The 25,549-nt window shown below is 29.9% G+C and carries 23 protein-coding genes; 20 read left to right on the plus strand and 3 right to left on the minus strand.

Going from position 1 to position 25,549, the window contains the following annotated elements; translation table 11 throughout:
* Positions 1-84: 84 nt before the first annotated feature.
* Positions 85-1,017, plus strand: a complete 933-nt coding sequence (locus HYG85_RS22895) for an aspartate carbamoyltransferase catalytic subunit (RefSeq protein WP_113675047.1) — start codon at positions 85-87, stop codon at positions 1,015-1,017.
* Positions 1,010-2,290 (plus strand): dihydroorotase, encoded by a 1,281-nt coding sequence (locus HYG85_RS22900; protein ID WP_212691574.1) that lies wholly within the window; start codon positions 1,010-1,012, stop codon positions 2,288-2,290. The genes HYG85_RS22895 and HYG85_RS22900 overlap by 8 nt, the downstream gene beginning before the upstream one ends.
* A 101-nt stretch (positions 2,291-2,391) precedes the next feature.
* Here HYG85_RS22900 and HYG85_RS24545 read toward each other — a convergent pair whose 3' ends face one another.
* On the minus strand, positions 2,392-2,523 hold the full coding sequence (locus HYG85_RS24545; RefSeq protein ID WP_276515016.1) for a hypothetical protein: 132 nt from the start codon (positions 2,521-2,523) through the stop codon (positions 2,392-2,394).
* Positions 2,524-2,841: 318 nt separating this feature from the next.
* Here HYG85_RS24545 and HYG85_RS22905 point away from each other — a divergent pair, with 318 nt between their 5' ends.
* The 3 genes from HYG85_RS22905 (at position 2,842) to HYG85_RS22915 (ending at position 6,542) form a co-directional block, all read left to right on the plus strand.
* A complete protein-coding gene (locus HYG85_RS22905) occupies positions 2,842-4,941 on the plus strand; it encodes a choice-of-anchor J domain-containing protein (RefSeq protein WP_212691575.1) in 2,100 nt (699 codons plus the stop codon).
* A gap of 318 nt (positions 4,942-5,259) precedes the next feature.
* Positions 5,260-6,081, plus strand: coding sequence for an EFR1 family ferrodoxin (locus HYG85_RS22910; RefSeq protein WP_212691576.1), 822 nt, complete (start codon positions 5,260-5,262; stop codon positions 6,079-6,081).
* Between the two features lie 17 nt (positions 6,082-6,098).
* Positions 6,099-6,542 (plus strand): MarR family transcriptional regulator, encoded by a 444-nt coding sequence (locus HYG85_RS22915; protein WP_212691577.1) that lies wholly within the window; start codon positions 6,099-6,101, stop codon positions 6,540-6,542.
* A gap of 263 nt (positions 6,543-6,805) precedes the next feature.
* Here the strand turns inward: HYG85_RS22915 and HYG85_RS22920 are convergent, their stop codons facing one another.
* The gene (locus HYG85_RS22920; RefSeq protein WP_212691578.1) at positions 6,806-7,792 is read right to left on the minus strand and encodes an AraC family transcriptional regulator; all 987 of its coding nucleotides are present in this window, start codon (positions 7,790-7,792) and stop codon (positions 6,806-6,808) included.
* Positions 7,793-8,018: 226 nt separating this feature from the next.
* On the opposite strand from HYG85_RS22920, the gene HYG85_RS22925 reads away from it, so the two are divergent.
* The 8 genes from HYG85_RS22925 to HYG85_RS22960 all read left to right on the plus strand — a co-directional run bounded on the left by HYG85_RS22925 (position 8,019) and on the right by HYG85_RS22960 (position 15,786).
* Positions 8,019-9,014 (plus strand): methyltransferase, encoded by a 996-nt coding sequence (locus tag HYG85_RS22925; protein ID WP_212691579.1) that lies wholly within the window; start codon positions 8,019-8,021, stop codon positions 9,012-9,014.
* 28 nt (positions 9,015-9,042) lie between these two features.
* Positions 9,043-9,492, plus strand: coding sequence for a MarR family winged helix-turn-helix transcriptional regulator (locus HYG85_RS22930; RefSeq protein ID WP_113675040.1), 450 nt, complete (start codon positions 9,043-9,045; stop codon positions 9,490-9,492).
* Positions 9,493-9,513: 21 nt separating this feature from the next.
* The gene (locus HYG85_RS22935) at positions 9,514-10,587 is read left to right on the plus strand and encodes an ABC transporter substrate-binding protein (RefSeq protein WP_212691580.1); all 1,074 of its coding nucleotides are present in this window, start codon (positions 9,514-9,516) and stop codon (positions 10,585-10,587) included.
* Between the two features lie 4 nt (positions 10,588-10,591).
* Entirely contained in the window at positions 10,592-11,626 is a 1,035-nt protein-coding gene (locus tag HYG85_RS22940) for a FecCD family ABC transporter permease (RefSeq protein ID WP_212691581.1), read from the plus strand.
* The gene (locus HYG85_RS22945) at positions 11,626-12,399 is read left to right on the plus strand and encodes an ABC transporter ATP-binding protein (protein ID WP_113675037.1); all 774 of its coding nucleotides are present in this window, start codon (positions 11,626-11,628) and stop codon (positions 12,397-12,399) included. The genes HYG85_RS22940 and HYG85_RS22945 overlap by 1 nt, the downstream gene beginning before the upstream one ends.
* A gap of 15 nt (positions 12,400-12,414) precedes the next feature.
* Entirely contained in the window at positions 12,415-13,347 is a 933-nt protein-coding gene (locus HYG85_RS22950; protein WP_212691582.1) for an alpha/beta fold hydrolase, read from the plus strand.
* A 322-nt stretch (positions 13,348-13,669) separates the two neighbouring features.
* A complete protein-coding gene (locus HYG85_RS22955; RefSeq protein WP_212691583.1) occupies positions 13,670-14,269 on the plus strand; it encodes a TetR/AcrR family transcriptional regulator in 600 nt (199 codons plus the stop codon).
* 146 nt (positions 14,270-14,415) lie between these two features.
* Positions 14,416-15,786 carry an MATE family efflux transporter gene (locus HYG85_RS22960; RefSeq protein ID WP_212691584.1) on the plus strand — a complete coding sequence of 457 codons (1,371 nt, stop codon included), beginning with the start codon at positions 14,416-14,418 and terminating at the stop codon, positions 15,784-15,786.
* Positions 15,787-15,958: 172 nt separating this feature from the next.
* Here the strand turns inward: HYG85_RS22960 and HYG85_RS22965 are convergent, their stop codons facing one another.
* Positions 15,959-16,996 carry a LacI family DNA-binding transcriptional regulator gene (locus HYG85_RS22965; RefSeq protein WP_212691585.1) on the minus strand — a complete coding sequence of 346 codons (1,038 nt, stop codon included), beginning with the start codon at positions 16,994-16,996 and terminating at the stop codon, positions 15,959-15,961.
* Positions 16,997-17,242: 246 nt separating this feature from the next.
* Between HYG85_RS22965 and HYG85_RS22970 the strand changes: the two genes are divergently transcribed.
* The 7 genes from HYG85_RS22970 to HYG85_RS23000 all read left to right on the plus strand — a co-directional run bounded on the left by HYG85_RS22970 (position 17,243) and on the right by HYG85_RS23000 (position 25,546).
* Entirely contained in the window at positions 17,243-18,337 is a 1,095-nt protein-coding gene (locus HYG85_RS22970) for an autoinducer 2 ABC transporter substrate-binding protein (protein WP_212691586.1), read from the plus strand.
* Between the two features lie 77 nt (positions 18,338-18,414).
* Positions 18,415-19,932, plus strand: coding sequence for a sugar ABC transporter ATP-binding protein (locus HYG85_RS22975; RefSeq protein ID WP_212691587.1), 1,518 nt, complete (start codon positions 18,415-18,417; stop codon positions 19,930-19,932).
* Between the two features lie 5 nt (positions 19,933-19,937).
* Positions 19,938-20,972 (plus strand): ABC transporter permease, encoded by a 1,035-nt coding sequence (locus HYG85_RS22980; RefSeq protein ID WP_202975250.1) that lies wholly within the window; start codon positions 19,938-19,940, stop codon positions 20,970-20,972.
* A gap of 21 nt (positions 20,973-20,993) precedes the next feature.
* A complete protein-coding gene (locus HYG85_RS22985) occupies positions 20,994-22,040 on the plus strand; it encodes an ABC transporter permease (protein WP_113675031.1) in 1,047 nt (348 codons plus the stop codon).
* 26 nt (positions 22,041-22,066) lie between these two features.
* On the plus strand, positions 22,067-22,624 hold the full coding sequence (hxlB, locus tag HYG85_RS22990; protein ID WP_212691588.1) for a 6-phospho-3-hexuloisomerase: 558 nt from the start codon (positions 22,067-22,069) through the stop codon (positions 22,622-22,624).
* Positions 22,625-22,825: 201 nt separating this feature from the next.
* Positions 22,826-24,337 carry a spore germination protein gene (locus tag HYG85_RS22995; RefSeq protein ID WP_212691589.1) on the plus strand — a complete coding sequence of 504 codons (1,512 nt, stop codon included), beginning with the start codon at positions 22,826-22,828 and terminating at the stop codon, positions 24,335-24,337.
* A gap of 24 nt (positions 24,338-24,361) precedes the next feature.
* Positions 24,362-25,546, plus strand: coding sequence for a Ger(x)C family spore germination protein (locus tag HYG85_RS23000; protein ID WP_113675028.1), 1,185 nt, complete (start codon positions 24,362-24,364; stop codon positions 25,544-25,546).
* Positions 25,547-25,549 lie beyond the last annotated feature (3 nt).

The raw sequence follows: 25,549 nt of genomic DNA on the forward strand, positions 1-25,549 counted from the left end.
TATGTTAATATTCATGTTTGCTATTGATTTAATTCAAATAGTGGTATACAATATATTTTATTAATCACCCTTGGAGGTACCAAAATGTTACTTAATATTAAACATTTTCTAGATTTGAAATCCTTATCATGTGATGAGATTCACTATATACTTAACTCAGCACAAAAAATGAAATATACCATAGAATCTAATAAATTCACTACAACCCCTTTATTGAAAGGAAAAACAGTTGCAACTTTATATTATGAAGAACAATCTCGTTCCAGATTATCTTTTGAACTTGCAGCTCAAAACTTAAATGCTAAAGTTATTAATCTCACTACATCTAAGGAATTATATAGAGGTGAATCACTTAAAGACCTTGGCAGATCAGTAGACCAGATTGGAGCTGATTTCATTGTCATAAGACATCCTTTGTCAGGAGGACCACATTATCTTACTAAGTATGTAAATGCTTCTGTAATTAATGCTGGTGATGGTAGAAACGAAAATCCTAGCCAATCGTTAGTGGATCTATTATCAATCTATGAGATCAAAAATAAATTCAAAGGATTGAAAGTGGCAATAATAGGAGACATCATGCACAATAGAGTGGCAAGAAGTAATATATGGGGACTTACTAAACTAGGTGCAAAAGTAAGAATCGCTGGACCACCTACACTAATACCTAGTAACCTTGGAGATAATGTAGAAGTTCACAATAATACTACAGAAGCAATAATTGATGCAGATGTAATCATGACCCTCAAAATTCAGAATGAAAGGCAAGAAGATAATCTGTTACCATCAATAAATGAATATATGAGGTTATTTAAATTAGATGTCAATCGCTTGCAATATGCTAAGAAAGATGTAATTGTTATGCACCCAGGACCTATAAATAGAGGTATAGAAATCTCTTCAGAGGTTATAGATGGAGATAATTCTATAATAAATAGGCAACAAATCAATGGAGTAGCTGTGAGAATGGCATTATTTCATGTATTATCTAAGTGTGGGGTGAATTTTAATGTATAACTTACTTATAAAAAATGGAAAGATTGTTACATCTGAAGAAACATTGGTGAATACAGATATATTGATAGATGGTGGTAAAATCAGTGAAGTGATGCCTAACATTAATATAGATGGTTATTACACTATAGATGCAACAGATAAGATTATTATTCCAGGACTTATTGATATGCATTGTGATATATGCGAGCCTGGCTATGAATATAGAGAAAGCCTTGTAACAGCTTCATTAAGTGCTGCGAGGGGCGGATTCACAAGTATAACTTGTAGTCCTAATACATTACCAAGTATAGATAATAAAACAGTAGTTGAATATATAAAAACAAAATCAGAAATTGATGCAGTTACACATTTATTTCCTTATGGAAGCTTGACAAAAGAATGTAAAGGGACAGAACTTACTGAATATGGCGAAATGCAGTTATCAGGTATAGTAGCATTATCTGATGGTGATGTTCCAATACAAGATAATAGCGTTGTAAAAAAAATATTTCGTTATGCAAGTATGTTTGATATGCCTATAATAATGCATTGTGAAGATACTAGTATTTCCAATAAAAGTGGTATCAATGAAGGCTATATGGCTACAAAGCTAGGATTAAAAGGTTTTCCTGTAGTAGCTGAGACAATTCAGCTAGCTAGAAACATATTTTTAGCAAAAGAGTATGGTATTAACTTACACATCACACATGTTTCATCAAAAGAGTCTGTAGAATTAATTAGACTTGCAAAAGATAAAGGGATTAGTATTACAGCGGAAACTTCTCCTAGATATTTTATATTGGATGAATCCAATGTTGATAACTATAATACCTATGCTAAGATAAGTCCTCCTCTTAGAACTAGGGAAGATATTGAGGGTATAATCAACGGATTGAAAGACGGTACAATTGATGTAATCAGTTCTGATCATAAACCTAACACAATTGACTCGAAATTATTGGAATTTGATATTGCTTCCTTTGGCATGTCAACATTTGAAACAGCATTTAAACTATCCTATACTTATTTGGTTCACAACGGTATTTTGACATTACAAGAATTAGTTAATAAAATGTCATATAATCCAGCTAACATATTGGGTATAAATAAAGGTAAGATTACCCCCGGATACGATGCTGATTTAGTTATGATTGACATAAATAGTAAAGATGTGATAAATTCCAAAAAGTTTTTGTCAAAAGCAAAATACTCCGTATATGATGGATATGAAACTCGGGTAGATATAACAAATACTATCATTCAAGGAAACCATTACAATTATAATGAAGATTAAGTAAAACTAGAAGCATTATATAATCATTAACAAGATTATATAATGCTTCTAGTTTTACCTAGTAACAGATATCAAGTTTTTTATATAATATATTGGATTAATTACCTTATATTATTATCTTTAGACTCTTTATCATATTTTTCTTTCTTAATGTTGCTATCATTATCATATTTACCATTATTCTTTATGGTTCTTTCGATTTTTTCACCGTTTTCTTGACCAGATGCTCTCAAAATAACTACCTCCTAAATCTAATTTTATTAAACATAAATAGTATAAAACACTTTTGTTATTATTATACAGTTAAATTAATATTGTATATATTTAATTCTGAATATTATAATATGACAAAAATACCAATACGATACTATTAATATTAGTGATTATTTACAATTGTTTTAATTAACAAAAACATAACAATTATTGTAGAAATTATCAATAAAATGTTATATACTAGTAATGTAGATGGCATGTCTGAATATTGAAAGAAATATCATAGATATATGAATATTTATACAGGTTGTCTAACAAAAAACAGGGAGGTTTTTTTAATGAAGAAAAAAGTATTAACATCATTATTGGCTCTTGTATTTTGTCTAACTTTCGCTTTTAATGTACCCGAAGTATATGCAGAAGATGGTTGGGATACTTCAAGATATGGAGATCTTATCGACATCGGACCAAAAATCAGAGAATTAGAGAAAGATAATGAGTATAAGGAAAAAGTTGCTAATCAAATTAAGCAATTTGCAAGAACTGTGAATCTAGCAGAAAATCGCTTATTTGCCCTAGAAGCTGATGATCCTAACTTTACATTCAATGGTGGAACTAAGCATTTTCTATCATATGATGAACAAAACGGATATTATCTTAAAACTTATACTTTAAGAAGTATTGGAGATAGTGTAGAAATATGGATAGCAGATAATTTAGATTACATCGATGATAGAGAAGCCCCTGTAATAACTCAAGCACAAGCTGACCATATGAAAGATGTATTTGATGAAACCGTTTATCCTAAAGATACTGATTTCTTTGGAATGCATGATTCACATACTGGAATAAATGCAACTCTTCCAGGACAAGTTGGTTTACCAGCTGATTATTATGTATCTCAAGATGGAGTTGAAAGAGTTATTCTTCTAGTTGATAACTTCAGAGATGTGAATTACTACGATAAAACATATCCTTTGATTATTGGTGGATTCTACTCACCTATGTATGAAGAATATACTGATAGAAATATTATCAATATATCAGCAAAAGATTGGGAACATAGATTAGATAGTAACTGGTTACCAACTACAGCTCATGAATTCCAACATTTAATTCATGATGATAATGATTCATCTGAAACAACTTGGTTAAATGAAGGTATGTCTGAGTTTGCTGAATTCTTATGCTTTGAAATGCATCCAATGAGTCATGTAAATGCTTTCTTGGATTATCCTGAGAATTCATTAATAGAATGGGATGAGCATGTAGATGCTCCAACAGGACCAGAAACGTTAGCTGACTATGGTCAAGCTTACTTATTCGTATTATATATGAACGATCATTTCGGACATGATTTCATTCAAGCATTAGCTAAGAATGAATCCCATGGTATTGAAAGTACTAATCAAGTTCTTAATCAATTCAATACAGGTATAGACTTTGAAGAATTATTTAGAAGATTTACTATAGCTGCTGCAATAGATACCGATCTTTTCGGTGGCGATTTTTATAATTTCGACAGCATAGATGTTAATGTAGATTTTGAATCAGCACTTGAGTATGATAAAGATGGAGTACCTGCATGGGGAGCTGATTACAAAGTATTAGATAACTCTAAGAGAATACGTAACATCAAATTCGATGGTGTTGAATTTATGCCAAATCCTTGGAAAGCAATGGAAGACCCAAAAGAAAACAGAGGAACTGTACTTTGGGGTAACAATGGTGACAATATAGATAATCAATTAATCTTTAGAGCAGATTTATCTAGTGCCGTTAATCCATTATTGAAATTTGATACATTTGTAGATGCAGAGCCTTTATGGGATGCTTGTATGGTTCAAGTTTCAACAGATGAAGGACAAACTTGGACAAGTCTAGCTAATGATAATACTATTGATAAAGATACATTCCCACTTAATTCACAAGCGCCACAAATATATGAAAATCTTCCTGGATTCTCAAGACAAGATACAGCTTGGGGTAGTGAAGAATTTGATTTAACTCAATATGCTGGTCAAGAGATATTAGTTGCATTCCGTTATATGACAGATTCAGCTTCTAATGAATCAGGCTGGTTCATAGATAATGTTCAGATTGAAGAAATAGGTTATAATCATGATTGTAATTCTTTAGAAGGATTTAAAAGTATTGATGAAATATTAGATATAAAAGTAGAATATTGTGTTACATTCATTAATAAGAAAACATTTGGTAATGAAGGGGATATATTCTATTTAGAAACATTTAACATTCATAACCTTGATCCATTCAATATAACTGAGCAAGACTCTGTAAAATTAAATTGTTTCTTCCAACATGGTACAACTTACATGATAGTATGGTATGCCGCACCAATCGGTAAAAAAGGAGCAGTTGATTTCACATATGAAATAGTATACAGTAAGTTTTTTGATGGATTCAAAACAAGATAATTAATAATAGTTTTACATAAGTAAATATTATTATCTAAATAAAGCCTATCAACAAGCAATAGTGTTGGTAGGCTTTTTACACGCTAATTATAAATTAATATTAATAATTTCTTAATTAATACAAAGTATACAAAGGATATTACTTTATATTATAAATATATGTTCATATATTGAACATACCATATAAGGCATAAAAATGGCATAAATTCTCTTTTGAATATGTTTTAGCAACTAAAATATATTGACAAATTCCAGTAACAGTGATAATCTTTTAGTTACTAAAATATATTACTTAGTAATTTGAAGGAGGAATGAATTTTGAAAATATTGATTGCATTTTTTTCGGCAACGGGCAACACTAAAAAAATAGCAACTGTAATTAAAAACAAACTAAAAGAACTTGATGTAGATGTTACTAGTTTAGATATTACTTCTTATTCAAGTAGACAAAGAGAATTGATAATTAATGAATATGATGGTATTTTTTTTGGATTCCCTATTTATTCTATGAGAGCTCCTAGGATATGCAGAGAATGGTTACAAAGAATAGATGGAAAAGGCAAAAAGTGTTCAGTTTTCTTTACTTATGGTGGATTTGGAAAGGACCCAGCTCATTATTATATTAAACAGTTATTGGATGTACATAACTTCAAATTAGTTTCTTCAGCAGAATTTGTAAGTGCTCATACTTTTAATTATAGCGGATGGTTGGCTGCTGAAAATCGTCCTAATAAATCAGATTATAATATTGCAGAAGAATACACAGTTAAAACAATAAACAAATTTATCAGTAATGAACCTTATGAACCTATAGAATATGATAAACCATTATACAGCTCTGATCAATTGGATCAAGCAGAGAAATATCGTTTTCATGTAATTACTAAACTTCCTACAAGAGATTCTGATTCCTGTTCAATGTGCGGATTATGTGAAAACATATGTCCCACAAAGGCAATGGACGCTAAAAAAGGTATTGCTGATATTGAGTCTTGTATAGCATGTTTTAGATGTATAGCTAATTGTCCAGAACAAGTTTTACATACTAATGATATATCCCATACTTGGGAACAAAAGCTAGAATTCCATAAAGCAACAAAAGAAGGAATTGATAAAATGGTAAGTAAAATATATATTTAAAACAGAGAGGTGACAAAATGCACGATTACATTGAAATACTTGAGAGAATGTCCGCTGTACAGTATAGAATAAATTATAATGACAGAAAACCTAAAAGCTTTGGTACAGACCAGATGCTTTATCATTCAGAAATACATTTTATTGAGGCTATAGGTGTTGGAGATATCAACGCTTCTACACTGTCTAAAAAGCTAGATATCACAAATGGAGCAGTAACACAAGTAGCAGAAAAATTGATTAAAAAGGGATTAATACTAAAATACAAAAGAGACTCCAACAAAAAAGAAGTTCTTTTCAAACTGACTGAAAAAGGTAAGATAGCTTATGAAAATCACGAGTTATTTCATAAGGAACTTAATGATAAAGTAATAGAGTATCTAAAGAGGTTAAGCAAGGAACAGGTTGAGGGTATCTTGGGTCTTATTGGTATATGTGAAGAACATTTACCTAGAATTTTATGATCGTTGCTAATAAGGTGATAATAAAAGATTAATTAGACCTATATTTCGTATTGAAATTGCTAAATACTTGAAGGGGTATAAAAAATACTTATTAGAGTAGATATTAGTTATTATATGAATTATAATCTTTTTAGTGAAGGACTATTGGGGAGTATAAAATATAACATATAGATATCTTAGATATTTTTATTAATAGTTATCCTTCACATATTAAGTCGGGGTGGGTTACTATATTTAATAAGGAAAACAGGTCAAGTATATAGTTAACCTGTTTTTCTTTTAAGTTCACTGGGATTGACACCAAACTTTTTCTTGAAAGCTGCTGAAAAATGACTAGGATTTGAATAACCAACCATATTAGCTATTTCTATTACATTTTTTTGACCTTCAATTAAATATTCTCTAGCTTTTTCCATTCGTAGATCTCTTATATATCCATAAATGGTTGTGTTATATATTTGTTTGAATCCAACCTTTAACTTGAATGTATTAAGTCCAATATGCTCAGATAACTCATTTATAGATAATGGATTGACATAATCATTATTAATGATCTCTTTTGCATATTGTAATTTGTCTATATCGTCATTTTTGAGAATTAGCTTTTGGTTAGGTTCATTCTTGATAATCATTTCTTTTAATATCAATGAAATTATTTCTATAGCTTTACTTTGGAGATATAAGATTCTGCATGTAGAATCCTTTGGCAGATTACATCTATGTATCTGATTAAATGCAACCTTGACGTCAGGAATAGTGATTTCTACCATCATATCATTTATAAGGGATTCAAGGGCTTGTTCATCCAAAGTATCTACAGTAAGTTCGGGAAATTGATTAAAAAATTGGTTATTAAAAATAATAGAAATAGATTCCCAATCATCGCTGGTAGAAAAGCTTTCCCATCCATAGGAGCTATTTCTAATAAACTTTATATCTTCTTTCTGTATAGTATGTAATGTGTCCGTTTTCTTATTATTAAATTTCATATGTCCTTTTATACAGTAAATAATTTCAAAGCAGTTAAAATCTAGTTGATACTCGTATTCTAATTTGTTCTTGAATTTCATATCAGCAAAGCATACCTCTATACCGCCATCTAAAGAAATAAGCTCGAAATTACCTTTACCGATGTCATTACATAAATTATATTGTGATTGATTAGTATAAGTATTCTTTTTTTCTAACAAAATATCACTGGAAAATTGGGAGTAGTAATCTTTCATATCATTTATTCTATATTGTTTCATATATTACCTCCAAAATTATAACTAAAACCAAATAAATCATAATAGAGAGTGTCAGTATCAATTGTCTATTAAAATTTTACCAGTGCTGAATATTAATGTCAATGAACTAGTAATCATAATTAGTTAGTGAATATTAATCATAAAGCTGATTGTATGCTTGACATACAACATGTTTAGTTATATACTATTATCGTAATGTATGCTAGGGTTACAAAGGAGTGAGAAAATGAATAATAAAAAGTTGGTAGCAAATACATATTACAAGATGGTAACCAACCATAGAGAGTCACAACTATTTTTTGCAGCATTAAAACTAGATATTTTTTCATATTTAGATAATGAAATATCAATAGAAGAAATAGCTGACCAAAGTACATATGATATAAGAAACTTAAAATTAATACTGAATGCTTTAGCATCCATACATCTAATTGAAAAACATGAAAACAAGTTTGTTAATACAGAGGAGGGGAAATTCTATCTATCAAAATCAAGTAAATATTATATTGGAGATGCCATATTATTTAGGAATGAAATGATGTCATTAGATAATATTGAGAACAGAGTAAGATTTGGTCCAGATAAAGCTATTACTCAACATAATCAAGGGCAAAAAGTCTATAATTTCACTAAATTAGCAAAAGTAAGCATCCCAGAGATATATCTATGGCGAATAGAACCATTGATAAATCTTATGAATACAATATATCAGGATAGTGAACCTAATAAAATATTAGATCTAGGTGGAGGTTCAGGCGCTATGGGAATAGAGTTGTGTAAAGCTTTCCCTAACTCAAAAGGTGTTATTTTTGAAGAACCTAAAGTTTCGCTAGTAGCAGAAGATTTAATTTCAAAGAATAATCTAAGTACAAGAGTATCTGTGCAAAAAGGTGACTTCATAAAAGATGACATTGGAAGTGGTTACGATATAATAATTGCCTCAGGCATTATAGACTTTGCAAAAGACCATTTACAGGATTTTGTAAAAAAACTATATGACGCTCTTAATAAAAATGGTATAATATATCTAATAACCCATGGATTCAGTGAAGATTATCTAGAACCTTCTGAAACTATACTGGGATGGCTGTCAAGTCATTTGGATGGTCTTAATTTACTTCTACCTGATAAGGTTATTCAAGATGCAATGACAGATAGTGGGTTTAGACTATATAAACAAGATAAAAGTGGTAATCACAGCATAAAGGTTTACCAAAAATAAACACATAAGAGCAGAGGGAGTTAATTAAATGAATGCCAAGAACAATGTTTTAGAATCTTTTATATCAATGACAGAGAAAGTTGCAAACGGTAAAACCAATGTTTTAGATTTTGGTAGTGAAAACATGAAATTTTATCGAGGCGAAATACATATGATTAAAATGATTGGAGATAATCCTGGCATCTATAGCTCGGAAATGGCTAGAAAATTTGGTATAACTAGAGCTGTTGTCTATAAAACAGTATTAAAATTAGAAAAAAGAGCATTGATTATTAAGGTCAATGATGAGGCAGATAAGAAAAAGACTAAATTATTTTTAACTGAAGATGGAGAGAAAGCTTACAAATTTCATGAACAATATCATAACAATTTTGATAAAGCTTTGTTTGATTTTTTAGATAGTCTTAACGAAGACGAATTACAATTAATACAAAAATTTCTTAATTACTCAAATAAATTAATAGATAATCATTTCTAAGGATAGAGGAGGTTTTTTTTTATGAAGTCAATGAGAATGATAACCATTATTACAATAATAAGTTTAGTATTAGTACAATTAACAGGTTGTTCTGTTAATAATGAAAATAAAGTAGCCACAACAGTTAATGAAGATAATAAAGAAGCAGGATCAAAGGACAAAGATATTACTAGAGTCACTATAATATCTCCGCCCATATTTTCAATCTATCTTAGTGCATCACCAAAAGATACTACAGTAGTAGGCATTAATGGAAGAGCATTTAGTACAGCTAATGAGAAAGTTCTTGCAGAATTATATCCTGGTTATAAAGATATAAACACTTCTTTTATTAATAATGAATTTGTTGTTAATACAGAGGAGTTGCTAAAATTATCACCTGATATTATATTCTATTACGGAGATAATCAAAAGAATGAATTAGATAAATTAAATGTTGAATCTGTAGATATGATGATTAATAAAGACAGAGACCCTGAACAGATGACTATTCAATGGGAAAAACATTTAGAAGAAGCTTTAGATGTTTCTAATGAAAATACTATAGAAAAAGAGTGGGAGAGATCAAATAATAAAGCAGATGAACTATTGAAAGATAACTCTACCAAGAAAAAAGGACTTTATATATTTAGCTACATAAATGGAAAAATAACTGCAAGTGGGAATAACTCATATGGAGATAATTTCTTCAATAAAGCAGGAATAGAAAATGTAGCTAAGGATCTACAGGGATGTAAAGAAGTGAGTATGGAACAAATCTATGAATGGAATCCTGATATTGTTTTCATATTTTTAGGTATGCCTGCAACACCTATTATTAATAATAAAGCAACAAATCAAGATTGGTCCTTGATTCAGGCATATAAGGATAAAGCTATTTATGATATTCCACAAGCGGTTTATTCCTGGGGTGCGCCAAGTGCAGATTCACCTGTAATGCCATTATGGCTTATTTCAAAAACTTATCCTGATTTAATGAATAGAGATGATTTCATCACTTACTTAAAAGGATATTACAATAGAATCTATGATATAGAATTAAATGATACTTTAGTTGAGGACATATTGAAACCTAAAGAAGTAAAAGGAAAATAAAGAAATGAATATAAAAAAAAATAGTACTATGACATCTTATAAAAATGTAGCTTTTCTAGTAGTAATATTATTGATTATAGTGAGTTGTATATCTTTGTTAGTAGGTCGTTATGACATATCAATAAGTGATATCATTAAAATATTCAGTGCCAAGATTAATAACTCCAGTTTACCTGATAAGTTAGAAATTTCTTCTTACATAATATGGGATATAAGGATACCACGAATTATTTTAGCTGGAATGGTAGGGGCTTGTATTGCTATAGCAGGTACCTGTATGCAAGGATTATTACAAAACCCCCTTGTCAGTCCTGATGTTCTTGGAGTTTCTTCAGGAGCTGGATTCGGTGCGGCGCTTGGAATTATATTGACCTCCAATAATTTAATCACTATACAGATTTTATCATTTGCATTTGGAATTACCAGTATGGCTTTAGTTTTTCTGTTTTCAAAAGGTAGAAAAGATCAATCTATTCTATCAATCATATTAAGTGGGATTATAGTATCTTCTGTATTTACATCCTTGATATCAATAACAAAATATGTTGCTGATGCAGAAGAGAAATTGCCAGCTATAACTTTTTGGCTTATGGGAAGTTTTTCTAATGCTTCTTATGACCAGATTAAAATTATCATATTACCTGTGATGATTGGAATCGTAGGGTTAACAATACTTAGATGGAAGATTAATATATTGTCTTTAGGTGATGATGAAGCATTTACAATGGGGATTAATCCTAAGAGGCTTAGGTGGATTATTATCATATTATGTACTGTCATGGTTTCTTCAACTGTTACAGTAGCAGGAATTATTGGATGGATAGGTTTAGTAATTCCTCATATATGCAGAAAGATAATTGGATATAATCACGGATATTTGGTTCCATTATCAGGTTTAACAGGAGCAGCTTTTTTAATAATAGTTGATTGTTTAGCAAGAAATATCAGTTCTTCAGAAATACCTATTGGTATATTGACAGCTTTAATAGGTGCTCCAATTTTTGCTTTTTTATTTATGTACAAGAGAGGTGAGATATAATGCTGTTAAAACTAAAGAATTGCTATTATTCTTATAAACCTAATGTTCCTATACTAAAAGATATCAGTTTTACTTTGGATGAAGGAGAAATTCTTGCAATAATGGGTTGTAATGGAATAGGTAAGACTACCTTGTTGAAATGTATTGCTGGAATTTTGAAATGGGATAAAGGAACTTGTATATTCAATGGACAAAATACTATTGATGCTGACCGTATAAAAGACATTGGTTATGTACCTCAAGCAAGGAAATTACCATTTTCTTATTTAGTAAAAGATTTGGTTGTATTTGGGAGAAATGGAACCCACAATTATTTTCAATCACCAAAAAAAGAGGATTACGATATAGTAGATGACATTCTAAATGAATTAGGTATCTATCATATAAGAAATTCCTATTGCAATGAATTGAGCGGTGGGCAACTGCAGATGGTGTTCATAGCCAAGGCTTTGTCCTCATTTCCAAAGTTATTGATATTAGATGAACCAGAATCACATTTAGATTTTTATAATCAATTCAAAGTATTGCACACAATAAGTAAATTAGCTAAGAAGCAGGGTATAAGTACAATAATTAATTCACATTATCCTAACAATGTAATGAAGATTGCAAATAAGTGCTTAGTTTTAAGTAAGGATAAATATACTTGCGGAGATATCAGTAGTATAATGACAGAAAAAACAATGAAAGAATATTTTTATGTTAATTCTAAACTCATTGACTTGCATTATAATAATAAAAATGTACCATCATTTGTATTTTTAGGTACTTGATGGAGGAGGTTAAAAATGAAAAAGAAAATCCTAATCTTAGTAAGTGTAATCGTATTAATTATTATTCTAATACCTATTTTGACAGGTAACTTAGAAAAAGAAACATTGAATCAACAAACAAGGGCTAGATTAGAAGGAAGTTTTATTGAGCTATCAAATGGATATACTCATTATGAATTGAAAGGACCTGAGGACGGTAAAACCATTATCTTAGTACATGGTAATGCTGCACCATATTTTACATGGGATAACAATATAGATGCACTAGCTGATGCTGGATTCAGAGTTCTTAGATATGATGTGTATGGTCATGGATATTCTGATAGACCTAAGCTAAGGAAATACGATAGAGAATTATACGATGAACAGCTGGTTGAACTAAAAGAGAAATTAAACATAACAGGACCTGTTTATATGATTGGTACATCTCAAGGGGGCTGCATAACTACTTATTTTGCAGCATCACACCCTGAAGAGGTAGAGAAGGTAGCTTTACTTTCACCGCTTTTTGATACTTTTCCTGGCAAAAACAGAGTAAATCTGCTGAAAACTAGATTTATAGGTGAATATATGATGAATGTAAGTGGAGATAAAATGTTGACAGACCCTTCAAAGGTATTATATTCAGATGAGAAAAAACAAGAACTTACTGATAAATTAAAGAAACAGATTAGTTTTAAAGGGAAAAAAAGAGCAGTTTTAGCTAATATGAGAGGTAATGCTATAGATGATGCTACTATCTACTATGAAAAACTAGGAGAACAAGAGATACCTATTCTGTTGACTTGGGGAGAAAACGATAAGAAAAACACAAAAGAATCCATGGAAAAATTACAGCAGTTAATTCCAAAAATACAATACCATGAGATAGAGAAAGCGTCTCATTTAGCACATTATGAATTTCCAGAGGTAATCAATAAACTGTTAATTGATTATCTGAATCAATAAAACTACTGTCAAACAAAGAAAAAGTATTGAATTTATTTGTTTTAATTTATCAATTGTTAAGTTCAATATATTTAGTTGAAGAAGATAGCACGGGATTGATATTATAGACCAATCCTGTGCTATAAAATTATAGATACAGAAATATAAAAGTAATTATAGACATTGATAAATTTATATGATATACTTTGTATTGAAATTGATATTCATTATTAATAATATTTTATGGTTATAACTTGATAATTAATAGTTTTGCATCTCACTTATTGAAAAGCATAATTATATATGTTAATATTATCAAAAAAGTATAACATGGAGTGAGAAAATGGCAAAATTCCAAAGAAAAACTCGGCAAGAAAGAGAGACAGAAATAAAAGAAGCAGCACTGGATGTATTTGTTAACAAAGGCTATCGTAATACAACCATGGAAGATATTATTGCTGGAACAACCCTTTCAAAAGGTGGAGTATATAGATATTTTTCTAGTCCTAAAGAAATAATGATTGCTATTATGCGAGATGGTAACGATGTCGATAATAAATTCTTTAGAGAAATTCGCCAAGAAATTAACAGCAAAGAGGACATTTGTAATTTATTAGCTGATAGATCTTTAGATAAAATATTAAGTACATCCCCACAAAAAAAATTATATCTAATGTTTATATATGAAATATTATACGATAAAAAACTAGAGAATATATTTTTAGGATTTGAAAAACAGACTTTTATACAACTGGAAAATTTATTTGGTGATAAAATATCTTTTTTCAAGGATAAAAATCAAGAAATGAATAGACTCTTTATGAGTAGATTGATAAATGCTTTGTTATTTGTGCATGCTCTTTTTTCTGATAAACAAATTTTAGAAAGTAATAAGGATTATCTTCATAAAATATTCTTTGATTTTTATAATGAGTATTTATAAAAAACTAGCTTTAATTAAGGTAGAAAAATTTTTGCTTTTTAAGTGACGTTGACGTCACCAACATATTTATAGTTATTTAATTTTTTATGATTACTTAGTATTTTTACTTATAATCAGTTGATTATTTAATGAAGGAGGAAGTTTATATGAGCGAAAACAGAAAAGCATTATTGGAACTTAACATGGGCAAGTTATTCATGAAACTTGCTGTACCAGGTATTATTGGAATGTTAGCCGTAGGATTATACAATATGGTGGATGCAATATTTGTAGGACAGTTTGTAAGTGGGGCAGGAGTTGGAGCAATAACTATGGCTTATAATGTTGTATTAGTTAACCAAGCTATACTTACTTTATTTGCAACAGGAGCAATGTCCCTTTTATCAAGAGCAATCGGAGAAAAAGATGAAGAAACTATTGATAAACTATTTGGAAATGTTTTTATAGGTGTAGCCATATTATCAGTAATACTAACTCTTGTAGTCTATAATTTTGCAACCCCCATACTGCATTTTTTGGGTGCTAGAGATGATATCTTGGTTTTAGGTGAAAAATACATAAAAATAATTTCTTTAGGATTCATAGTTGCTGGTATAGGACCAGCTCTCAATATGCTTATCCGTGGTGAGGGTAAGATGAAATCTGCAATGACAATAGTTTTTGTTGGTATGGTTATCAATATTATCTTGGACCCTATTTTTATTAAGGTATTTGATATGGGAATAGAGGGTGCTGCAATAGCCACAGTTATCAGTCAAATCATATATTTGATAGGTGATTTAATTTACTTCAAATCTGGAAGAAGCGTCATTAAGCTAAGGAAAAAAAGTTTTAGGCTTTCCATGGATATTATGCCTAAGATATTAAGTGTCGGTTTTTCAGGAATGTTAATGCAATTTATGTCCGCAATACAATTAGCTATATTACTTAGGTTAATGTCATCATATGGGGGTAATGATAGTATTATTGTCCTTAGTTCAGCTCAAAGAATAATGATGTTTGCTTTTATACCAATGTGGGGGATAGGTCAAGGATTACAGCCGGTACTGGGAGCCAACTATGGTGCTAAACAATATGCAAGGGTAAAAGAAGCATTTTCATCATTTACAAAGATAGCTACTGGAATATCAGGTGTATTATGGTTATTATTCATGTTATTACCAAAGTTCATACTAAGCTGGTTTATTACAGACCAAGCTTTGGTATCATCTGGTGCCAATAGCTTTAGAATGTTTTTAAGTGTATTTGTACTATACGGATTCATGATTACAGCTATCACATTTTTCCAAGCACTTGGTAAAGCAGGTAAAGCTGCATTGATAGTTATGGGAAGACAAGTACTGTTCTTCATCCCAATATCACTGATTTTACCATTATTCATGAAAGAAACTGGTGTATGGTTATCATTGCCTATTGGTGACTTTTTGACTATTAGTTTAGCTGGTATTTTCACTATAGGAGAATTTGGAATTCTAAATCGTCAGATAAAAGGGTATAAGACAGAATTAGCTAAATAAGATATGTAATAAAAGTTAATAGATTTTATTTCAAATTATATTTTAATGATAATAAAAACGTTATATTTATTAAAGGTAAAACTGATAGATTTTTAATAATCTTATCAGTTTTTCTTGTTAGCTTTTGTAAGTATCAATTAGAATCCTCATCTATATCATATAGCATAAATCATCAGTAGTTTGGTAGAATATTTTCTTTTATTCTTATATCTATCTTAGTGTAATATTTATCTTTGTTAGGATATTCATTTTTAATAATATAATTGAACATAAGTTTTGCAGACACATAACCTTGATCAAAGACATTCTGGCATATAGTAGCATCAATAGTATCTTCAATGACATATTCAAGGGTTCTTGGCAAATCACCAAAAGTTATTACACATATCTTTCTTTCTAACTTTAATTCTTTCAATGCTTTAACTACTCCATAAATACCACTACCTGTTATGTAAAGGGCATTAAGATCTTTATACTCCTTGAGTATTCTAAGTGTCTGTAAATAAGAATCTATATCGTCGTCATTATTTTCACAAATCTCAACTATATCAAAATCGTGACTTCTTTTTTTGGCATTATTTATAAATCCTTCTACACGCTGACTTTGGCTTAGTGATTTGGTAGAACCAGTAATAATTGCTAATTTGAACTTTCTATTATTAATGAGTGCCATCATGCCTTCAGCTGTTTTCCCACTTTGATAATAATCGTGACCAACATAGCATAGGCGTTTAGATTTTTCAATATCAGAATTAAGTGTAATAACAGGAATTTTGTTTTCAGTCAATTGGATTATCTTATTTTTTATTTTTTCTGTATTAACTGGAGATATCAATAATCCATTCATACCTTTTTTTTCTAATTCCTCTATATATTTTAGTTGGTTATATTCGTCAAGTCCATAGGTTTGAAAAATCTCCAATTGAATACCATAATTGCTGAATTCTTCTTGAGCCAATAACAAACCTGATTTCATATTATCAAAAAAATAATTTTGATTTGCAGGTATTATAATACCTACAGTAGTTCGTTTTTTTGTTCTAGCTAATGCTGATGCAGCTGTATTTGGTGTATACCCAAGCTCTGCAGCTATTTTTTTAATTCTTGCACTAACTTCTGGACTAACGCCACCTCTATTATGAAGTGCTCTATCAACCGTTCCTCTAGATACATTGGCAAGTTTAGCTATTTGTTCCGAAGTAATTGCCATAAATTTGCCTCCTTAATTATTATTACGTGTACGAGAACACATAACTATCATCCATATAACACAAAACATTTATATCAAATGTTTTTGACTATCATATTAAATTATAGCATTAAATAATAAATTTGCAAGTGTTTGTGTAAATAAAACACTATTGACAATCAATAGGTATGGTTGTATAATATACACAATCCGTGCACGTGAACGGAGACGTCAAATATTATTATTGACCAAAGGAGGAAGGAAAATATGAAAAAAAGCTTTAAAGTTTTATGTTTGATAGTTAGTATGATGTTAATGGTAAGTATATTGGGGGCTTGCTCTAAGAATGAAACTTCAAAAAATGATACTAATGCTAGTAAATCAGAAGAAAACAAAGACAATAAGTCAAAAGACACTACTACTAGTAAAAAAGAGAAATTTAAAATTGTAATGGTTGCTAAACATGAAGGAATTCCATGGTTTGATGATATGCGATTAGGCGTTAATGATTTTGGTGAAAAATATGCTGATTTGGTTGAGGCTAAACAAATTGCCCCTGAAGGTGGCGACCCAGCTAAACAAGTTCAAATGGTTGAAGATCTTATTGCTCAAGGAGTAGATGCTATTATAGTAGTTCCAAATGACCCTCAATCAATGAAACCGGTACTTCAAAAAGCTAAGGATAAAGGAATTATCACTATTAGCCATGAAGCTACTAATTTAACAGATGTTGTAGATTATGATATTGAAGCTTTCAAAAATGAAGATTTCGGTAGACTTATGTTTGAAAATCTTGCAACAGCAATGGAAGGTAAAGGAAAATTTGTGGCAATGGTTGGAGGATTAACAATGCAAACACATATGGAATGGTATAATGCAGGAATGGAATATCTTGCAGAAAACTATCCAGAGATGGAAGCAGTATCTGATCAACCTTATGAAGACAAAAATGATGATACAATAGCAAGAGATAAGGCATTAGAAATATTAAAAGCTTATCCAGATATAAAAGGCTTTGTTGGAACATCAGTTTCATCTGGAAGTAATTTTGCTGCAGTATTAAAAGAAAAAAATAGAAAAGATGTAGCTGTAGTCAGTTTAGGTATACCATCAGTTTCATCCGCTTACATAAATGAAGGTTATATGAATCATGCACAATGTTGGAGACCAGCAGATGTAGGTTATGCTAGTTGCGCTGCTGCATTAAAAATTCTTCAAGGTGATACAATAGATAATGATACTAATTTAGAGGCACCTGGATATGAAAATATAGTAATTGATGAAGAAAAGAAAATAATTTATGGTGATGCTCCTATGATTCTTAAAGAAGGTCAATATGAGGATGGAAATTATCCTTTCTAATTAGATTCAAGACATTAACTGAGATTGTTCTCAGTTAATGTCTCTACAATTTTATGTAATTGAAGGAGGCAATTAATGTGTCAAAACCAATACTAATTGCGAAAAATATATACAAGTCATTTGGAGGGATAAAAGCTCTAAAAGGTGTTGATTTAAACATTAACGAAGGAGAAATTAGGTGTATAGCAGGTGAGAATGGATGCGGCAAATCTACAATCGTTAAAATAGCAAGTGGTGTTTATAAAGCGGACTCTGGTACAATTCAAATTAACGGGCACATGTATGAAGAATTGAATCCTATTACAAGTATCAATGAAGGTATACAAGTCATATATCAAGATTTATCATTATTTAATCATATGAGTGTAGCAGAAAATATAGCTTTTAATAAGCAAATCTATGAAAAAAAGCATTATATGAATTGGAAAGAAGTCAAAAAATTAGTTTCTAAGCAATTAGAACAGATTGGTGTTGATCTGGACCTGGATGCACCTGTTGGTAGTTTATCTATTGCTAACCGTCAATTGACAGCTATTTCTAGAGCACTTATGTTAAATGCAAAAATTTTATTCATGGATGAACCAACTACAGCCTTAACGAAAACGGAAGTGGATCGCTTATTATCTATTGTTGTTGAACTGAAGAAAAAAGGGCTAGGTATTGTTTTTATTAGTCATAAGCTTAACGAAGTATTTGAAGTAGCAGACCAAATTACAATATTAAGAGACGGAATAAAAGTAGGAGATTTTGCAACAAATGAACTAAATGAGAAGAGTTTAAGTTTTTACATGACTGGTAGAGAAGTAGAATACCCTAAATATATAAGAAATGTAAAAGAAAACAAGCAATTACTGGAAGTAAAAGAATTGACTAAAAAAGATAACTACGAGAATATTAATTTCACCCTTAATAAAGGTGATATACTAGGAATTACCGGGTTATTAGGTTCAGGTAGAACAGAACTCGCTTTATCATTATTTGGTTTAAACAAACCTGATGAAGGCAAAATATTAATAGATAAAAAAGAAGTTGTAATTAAGAAACCAGAAAATGCAGTTGAATATGGTATTGCCTTATTGCCTGAAGATAGACATACCCAAGGATTATTCCTGAATCAAAGTATCAAAGAAAATGTAAGTTCAACAATATTAGATAGTCTGAAATCAAGTTTTGGATTCATCAATAAGAGTAAAAATACCAAATATGCAACAGATGTAGTGTATGGCATGAATGTTAATACAAAAAATATAAACTTATTATCCAAAAATCTATCAGGAGGAAACCAACAAAAAATTGTTATTGGAAAATGGGTAGTCAGAGAACCTAAAATTTTTATATTGGATTCTCCAACAGTTGGAATAGATATTGGTTCAAAAGCTGAAATATATAAAAAGATTCATGATTATGCTAATCAAGGTATGGGAGTTATCCTAATATCAGATGAAATAGAAGAAATTTTAGCAAATGCAAATAAATTATTGGTTATGTATAATGGTCATATTATTAAATCATATAACGAAGAAGAAATGCAAGATCCTAATATAAAAACAATACTTATAAATCAAATAAATAACCCAGTTAATATGGAGGTCTAAATAATATGGATAGTACAAAACAGGGTAATATAAAAATGAATAAGAGAAAATTGACGGATATGGAAAAATACTTACTTATTATTATGATTGGATATATCATATTAGTAAGTTTTGTCAATCCTATGTTTTTAAGTTTTGAAACATTATTTGATATGTTCAGAAGTGGTTCTGGAACTATGATATTAGCACTTGGAGTAATGATTGTGATTATATCTGGAGGGATTGATGTTTCATTTACTTCTATTGCAATCATTGGAGCATATTGTGCTATTAATTTAATGTTAAAATTCAATATTAACAATATTTATTTTGCATTCTTAGTATCAGGAAGTATAGGGATATTTTTAGGTTCTATTAATGCAATTATCATCTATTTTTTCAAATTGCCAACATTAATTGTAACTCTAGGTACATCAAGTGTATTCTATGGGTTTATGACAACATTTATTGGAACAAAATCTATTCCTCTAGCTCAAATGCCAAGTAGTCTTGTTGATTTTGGGTCTAAAAATATATTGACTCTATCAAGTGAACATGGTAATTATGGTTTATCAGTATTTATTATCATTATTGTGATCTTATTATTCATAACATGGTTCATAATGCAAAAAACAATGCTTGGAAGAAAAATAATTGCTATTGGAAATAATGAAGAGTTTGCGAAACGTATTGGTGTAAATATATTACAGACAAAATTGTTCATTTATTGTTATATGGGGCTGTTGTCAGGCATAATGGGAATTATTTACTTCAGTGATTTAAAAATAGTAAATCCCGTAACTTTAGTTGGTTCAGAACTCATGATTATTGCAGCAGTTGTTATTGGTGGTGTTAAATTAACAGGTGGACACGGTACCATATTAGGTACGGTACTTGGAGTATTATTAATTCAACTATTCAAAAGTACTTTGGTTTTCCTAGGTTTATCAACATCGTGGAACGATTTATTTATTGGATGCATCTTAATTTTTAGCGTATGCATTATATCATATAAAGAGAAATTAAGAAATCAAAAAGAATTAAGATTCAGTAACCAATAATCAAAAAGAGGAGATTGAAATATGGAAAATGTTCAACTAAAAAGTAGAATAGATATACTTCTAAAATATTCAAAAAAAGATGTAGGATTAAGTGTTTTAGGAATTGCAACTATAATGGTTACCTTTATTTTAAGCATCACTTTAGGAAAATCATTTTTTTCAATTAACAACTTTCAATCTATGATGTTTCAAATAAGTGAATTCGGTTTTTTAGCTTTAGGAATGTCTATTGCTATGTTAACTGGTGGAATAGATTTATCAATAGTATCCAATGCTGGTCTTTCAGGTGTACTAGCAGCATTTGTAATGTCAGGTAAAATTATTCCCATTACAGATAGTAATCAAATGTTCATTATTATTTTAGCAATAGTAGTTGCAATTACCAATTCAATATTATGCGGTTTAGTTAATGGAGTGTTGATTGCCAAAATATCAGTACCTCCAATTATTGCAACATTAGGTACAATGATATTATTTAATGGCATAGGTATGGCACTGACTAATGGGGAAAGTGTAGGATTATTAGTTGATGATTATTGGAAATTTGGTACATCTACAATAGGGGTAATACCGTATATTTTTATTATAATGGTAATAACTATGATTCTAATAAACATTTTCCTGTCCAAACATAAATTAGGTAAGCAAATATATCTAATTGGAGAGAATAAAATTGCATCATTATTTTCAGGACAAAATACTGAAAGAATAATTATTAGAATATATATGATTATAGGTTTTTTATCAGGTATTGCATCATTAATTATGATTTCACGTGTAAATTCTGCTCGTATGGGATTTGGTGATACTTATCAATTACAGGCTATTCTAGTTGCTGTATTAGCTGGTTATGATCCAAATGGAGGTAAAGGAAAAGTACTAGGAGTAGTCTTAGGTATTACATTACTACAATTTCTACAAAGTGCTTTTACTATATTAAATTTCACTCCATATTCAAAGAAACTGATATGGGGTTCTATGTTACTTATTGTCATGATCATAAATTATTTTTTAAATAAAGAAAGAAAGCCTAGAAAAGTAGCTGTCAAAGAAGTTTCTAAAAAATAGTATGATTTTAATATGGAGGTACTGTCATGGAATATAATAATATGTATAAGACAATATTAAATGAATTAGATCAAGTTTTTGATAGAATCAACTTAGATCAAGTTAGAGATTTAATTTCTGCCATAGAAAAACATAAAAGAATATTTCTAATGGGAGTAGGTCGTGAAGGATTAGCTACTAAAGGATTTGCAATGAGATTAATGCATTTTGGTAAAGAAGTTCATTGGTGTTGGGATGATACTACTCCAAGTGTTACAGAAGATGATTTATTTATATTCACATCCGGTTCTGGTGAAATAGGTCATATTCATTATGTAGTTGAAGAAGTAAAAAAGACTAATGCAACTATAGCCTTGATGACTGGTGTACCAGATAGAAAAACAGCTTTATTAGCAGATATTATAGTTTGGGTTCCAGCAAGTGTTTATAAAGGTAAAGATAATGTTGTACCATCTATACAACCCATGGGCAATTTATTTGAACAATCATTATTCATATTACTGGATATGATAATCATTATGTTAGTAGATAAATCAAATAATTCATTCAAAAAGATGTCTGTCAGACATAGAAACTTTGAATAATTAAGTAGAATTAGCTGATATACCAATATACAAAGCCTTTAAATATAGAGGCTTTTTTATTTTGTCTGTTCATATTAGATAAATCTCCAAGAATATAGGAAAATAGGGAAATTAAGACTGTTTTACATAAGCAGATATGAATAAAATATTATTTATGGGTAATATTATTATTAGAATTCATTATAGAATATGGTGTAAAATATGGAAAACATTAGTAGCACTCAAATTAAATCAAGTAATAAATTCCTAAACCATAATATTAAATTATGTGAAAATATAATTTCTAATGTTGATATTATAAAAAAGGGATTTGTTAATTGCGATGATATTATTATTAGAGATTTAAGTATTGGAGATAAATATAATCTAAAGGCAGCACTTATTTATATAGACGGAATGATTAATACTGAGGTAATTGAATTATCAATAATGAATAAGCTTAACAATTGTACTTGCAAGATTAGAAGCAAAGAATATTTCAAACATTTATTTGGTATTAATGATAAAGATGTAACATCTGAAATGGATGTTATTTTTAAATCAATTCTACAAGGTAAAGCCGTATTATTAATAGACAAAATTAATTTTGCTTTGGTATTGAATTTTGAGAATCCACCCAAAAGAGATATTAGTGAACCAAGTATAGAAATTAATATAAGAGGTCCTAGAGAAGGATTTACCGAGTCCTTGACTATCAATGTTTGTTTATTAAGAAAGAGAATCAAAAATATTGACTTGAAAGTGGAGCATTTCATTATTGGAAAACAAACTGAAACAGATCTGAAGATTGTCTATCTAGATAATATCACAGATAAAGAAATTGTCGATGAAGTTAGGACTAGAATCAAAAAAATAGATTTAGATTCTATAGTAGATACTTCAAATGTTGAGGAATGTATATCTGATGGTGGTACCTTTAATTTTATTCCAACAGCATTTCATACTGAGAAACCAGATACTGCTTCAAGGAAAATATTACAGGGGAAAGTTGCTATACTGGTAGATGGGAGTCCTACTGTCTTAGTTGTTCCATGCACTTTTATTGAACATCTTCAAGCACAGGAAGATTATTACAATAATCATGTACTGGCCACTATAGATAGAGTAATCAGGTTTATTTCCTTTTTATTAGCTCTTCTATTACCAGCATTTTGGGTTTCAATAAGTACATTTCATCATGAGCTTATTCCCACATCTTTAGTAGTAACAGTCATAAAAACAAGGAGTGGACTACCATTTCCAACTCTAGTAGAAGCATTTTTTATGCTAGCCGCCTATGAAATCATTAAAGAGGCTGGTATAAGGATGCCAGAATCAATAGGGCAGGCCATAAGTGTTGTAGGGGCATTAGTACTTGGACAATCTGCCGTATCTGCTGGATTAGTAAGTACTCCTATGGTAATAGTTATTGCTGTAACAGGTATAGCTACCTATGTTATACCTTCTGTAGAATTGACTAGAAGTATAATATTTCCCAAATATGCTTTTCTTCTTTTGGGAGGTAGTTTCGGATTGATAGGTTTATTATCAGGTATGTTATTTTTCTTAGTATACCTATTATCCCTACGTTCCTTTGGAGTTCCTTATTTATCTCCTTTTGGTCCATTGGATTCAGAGAAACTAAAAGATACTATTTATAGAAAACCAATATCTAGAGATAAAAGTAATAAAGGATTCATGAACCTTGTTAAGAAGAAGTTAAAAAATAAATAATTAATAAATAGAAGAAGGTTAGAGATGAAGAAATATCTATATATAATAGTCTTATTTGTAATAATGATATCATGCTCAGGCTGCAAAAATGTAAAAAGAGATATTGAGAAATATGCTATGGTCTTAAGCACAGGATATGATTTTACAGAAGAAAACAAATATAAGCTTACAATACAGGTATTAAAAATTTCAAGAGAACAAACAGGCGGCGCTACAAATGGTATGGATAAAAAACAATCTTTACCTTCTGAAGTAGTTATTTATACTAGTATAGGAGAAACCATAAACAAAGCTTATGATAATCTTACATCATCATTAGGTCAAGAACCCTATTTTTCTCATAATAAGTTTATTGTCATAGGGAAAAAATTAGCTGAAAAAGGAATAGATTTGGTTATTGACAGTAATCTCAGAGGACATGAAGTTAGACCCAATACACCTTTACTTGTTGCAAAAGGTGAAGCCAGTGAAATTATTAAGCAGTTAACACCTATGGATACTATTCCTGCAAATACTATTGAAAATATCATTATAAATCAATTTGAAAAAGGATTGACAGTAATAACTAATCTTAAAGATATGTATAATGGACTAGCAATAAAAACTGCTGGTATTACAACTGGAGTTATATATGTAGCAGATGAAGCTGACATAGCTCACAATGGAAACATATTTATAGTAGACGAGATAGCAATTTTTAAAGATGATAAATTAATAGGTTTTCTAAATAAAGAAGAATCCAGGGCATTGATGTGGATCAAGACTAAAGTTGAGTCAGGAGATGTAGTTATTAACTCTCCTGAAGATGAAAAAGAAAAAATCACTTTAGAAATATTGGATTCAAAATGTAAAACAACTCCTATATTTGATGGAAATAACTATTCAATAAAGCTTGATATAACTCAACGGAGTAATATCGTAAGTATGGTTGGGGAACATGATCCGATGAATGATCATAAGGTGCTTGATGAACTAGAAAAAGTACTTGATAAGCGCATAGAAGAAGATGTTAAGAATGTTATTAAAAAAGTACAAAAAGACTACGATGTGGATATTTTTAACTTTGGAGAGGTCATCCACAGAAAATACCCAAAACATTGGAAGGTTATCAAAGAAGAATGGGATGAGATATTTCCACATATTTTAGTAGAAGTTAAGGTAAAATCAAGCATAAAAAGACCAGGACTAATTTCAAAACCTGCTATTTGATGA

This window comes from Vallitalea guaymasensis (assembly GCF_018141425.1).
Lineage (GTDB): Bacteria > Bacillota > Clostridia > Lachnospirales > Vallitaleaceae > Vallitalea > Vallitalea guaymasensis.

What these genes read in the sequence shown, in the direction of transcription:
- HYG85_RS22895 (WP_113675047.1), top strand. Translation starts at nt 85, where the DNA reads ATGTTACTTAATATTAAACATTTTCTAGATTTGAAATCCTTATCATGT.
- HYG85_RS22900 (WP_212691574.1), top strand. Translation starts at nt 1,010, where the DNA reads ATGTATAACTTACTTATAAAAAATGGAAAGATTGTTACATCTGAAGAA.
- HYG85_RS22905 (WP_212691575.1), top strand. Translation starts at nt 2,842, where the DNA reads ATGAAGAAAAAAGTATTAACATCATTATTGGCTCTTGTATTTTGTCTA.
- HYG85_RS22915 (WP_212691577.1), top strand. Translation starts at nt 6,099, where the DNA reads ATGCACGATTACATTGAAATACTTGAGAGAATGTCCGCTGTACAGTAT.
- HYG85_RS22920 (WP_212691578.1), bottom strand. Translation starts at nt 7,792, where the DNA reads ATGAAACAATATAGAATAAATGATATGAAAGATTACTACTCCCAATTT.
- HYG85_RS22925 (WP_212691579.1), top strand. Translation starts at nt 8,019, where the DNA reads ATGAATAATAAAAAGTTGGTAGCAAATACATATTACAAGATGGTAACC.
- HYG85_RS22930 (WP_113675040.1), top strand. Translation starts at nt 9,043, where the DNA reads ATGAATGCCAAGAACAATGTTTTAGAATCTTTTATATCAATGACAGAG.
- HYG85_RS22935 (WP_212691580.1), top strand. Translation starts at nt 9,514, where the DNA reads ATGAAGTCAATGAGAATGATAACCATTATTACAATAATAAGTTTAGTA.
- HYG85_RS22940 (WP_212691581.1), top strand. Translation starts at nt 10,592, where the DNA reads ATGAATATAAAAAAAAATAGTACTATGACATCTTATAAAAATGTAGCT.
- HYG85_RS22945 (WP_113675037.1), top strand. Translation starts at nt 11,626, where the DNA reads ATGCTGTTAAAACTAAAGAATTGCTATTATTCTTATAAACCTAATGTT.
- HYG85_RS22950 (WP_212691582.1), top strand. Translation starts at nt 12,415, where the DNA reads ATGAAAAAGAAAATCCTAATCTTAGTAAGTGTAATCGTATTAATTATT.
- HYG85_RS22955 (WP_212691583.1), top strand. Translation starts at nt 13,670, where the DNA reads ATGGCAAAATTCCAAAGAAAAACTCGGCAAGAAAGAGAGACAGAAATA.
- HYG85_RS22960 (WP_212691584.1), top strand. Translation starts at nt 14,416, where the DNA reads ATGAGCGAAAACAGAAAAGCATTATTGGAACTTAACATGGGCAAGTTA.
- HYG85_RS22965 (WP_212691585.1), bottom strand. Translation starts at nt 16,996, where the DNA reads ATGGCAATTACTTCGGAACAAATAGCTAAACTTGCCAATGTATCTAGA.
- HYG85_RS22970 (WP_212691586.1), top strand. Translation starts at nt 17,243, where the DNA reads ATGAAAAAAAGCTTTAAAGTTTTATGTTTGATAGTTAGTATGATGTTA.
- HYG85_RS22980 (WP_202975250.1), top strand. Translation starts at nt 19,938, where the DNA reads ATGGATAGTACAAAACAGGGTAATATAAAAATGAATAAGAGAAAATTG.
- HYG85_RS22985 (WP_113675031.1), top strand. Translation starts at nt 20,994, where the DNA reads ATGGAAAATGTTCAACTAAAAAGTAGAATAGATATACTTCTAAAATAT.
- hxlB (WP_212691588.1), top strand. Translation starts at nt 22,067, where the DNA reads ATGGAATATAATAATATGTATAAGACAATATTAAATGAATTAGATCAA.
- HYG85_RS22995 (WP_212691589.1), top strand. Translation starts at nt 22,826, where the DNA reads ATGGAAAACATTAGTAGCACTCAAATTAAATCAAGTAATAAATTCCTA.
- HYG85_RS23000 (WP_113675028.1), top strand. Translation starts at nt 24,362, where the DNA reads ATGAAGAAATATCTATATATAATAGTCTTATTTGTAATAATGATATCA.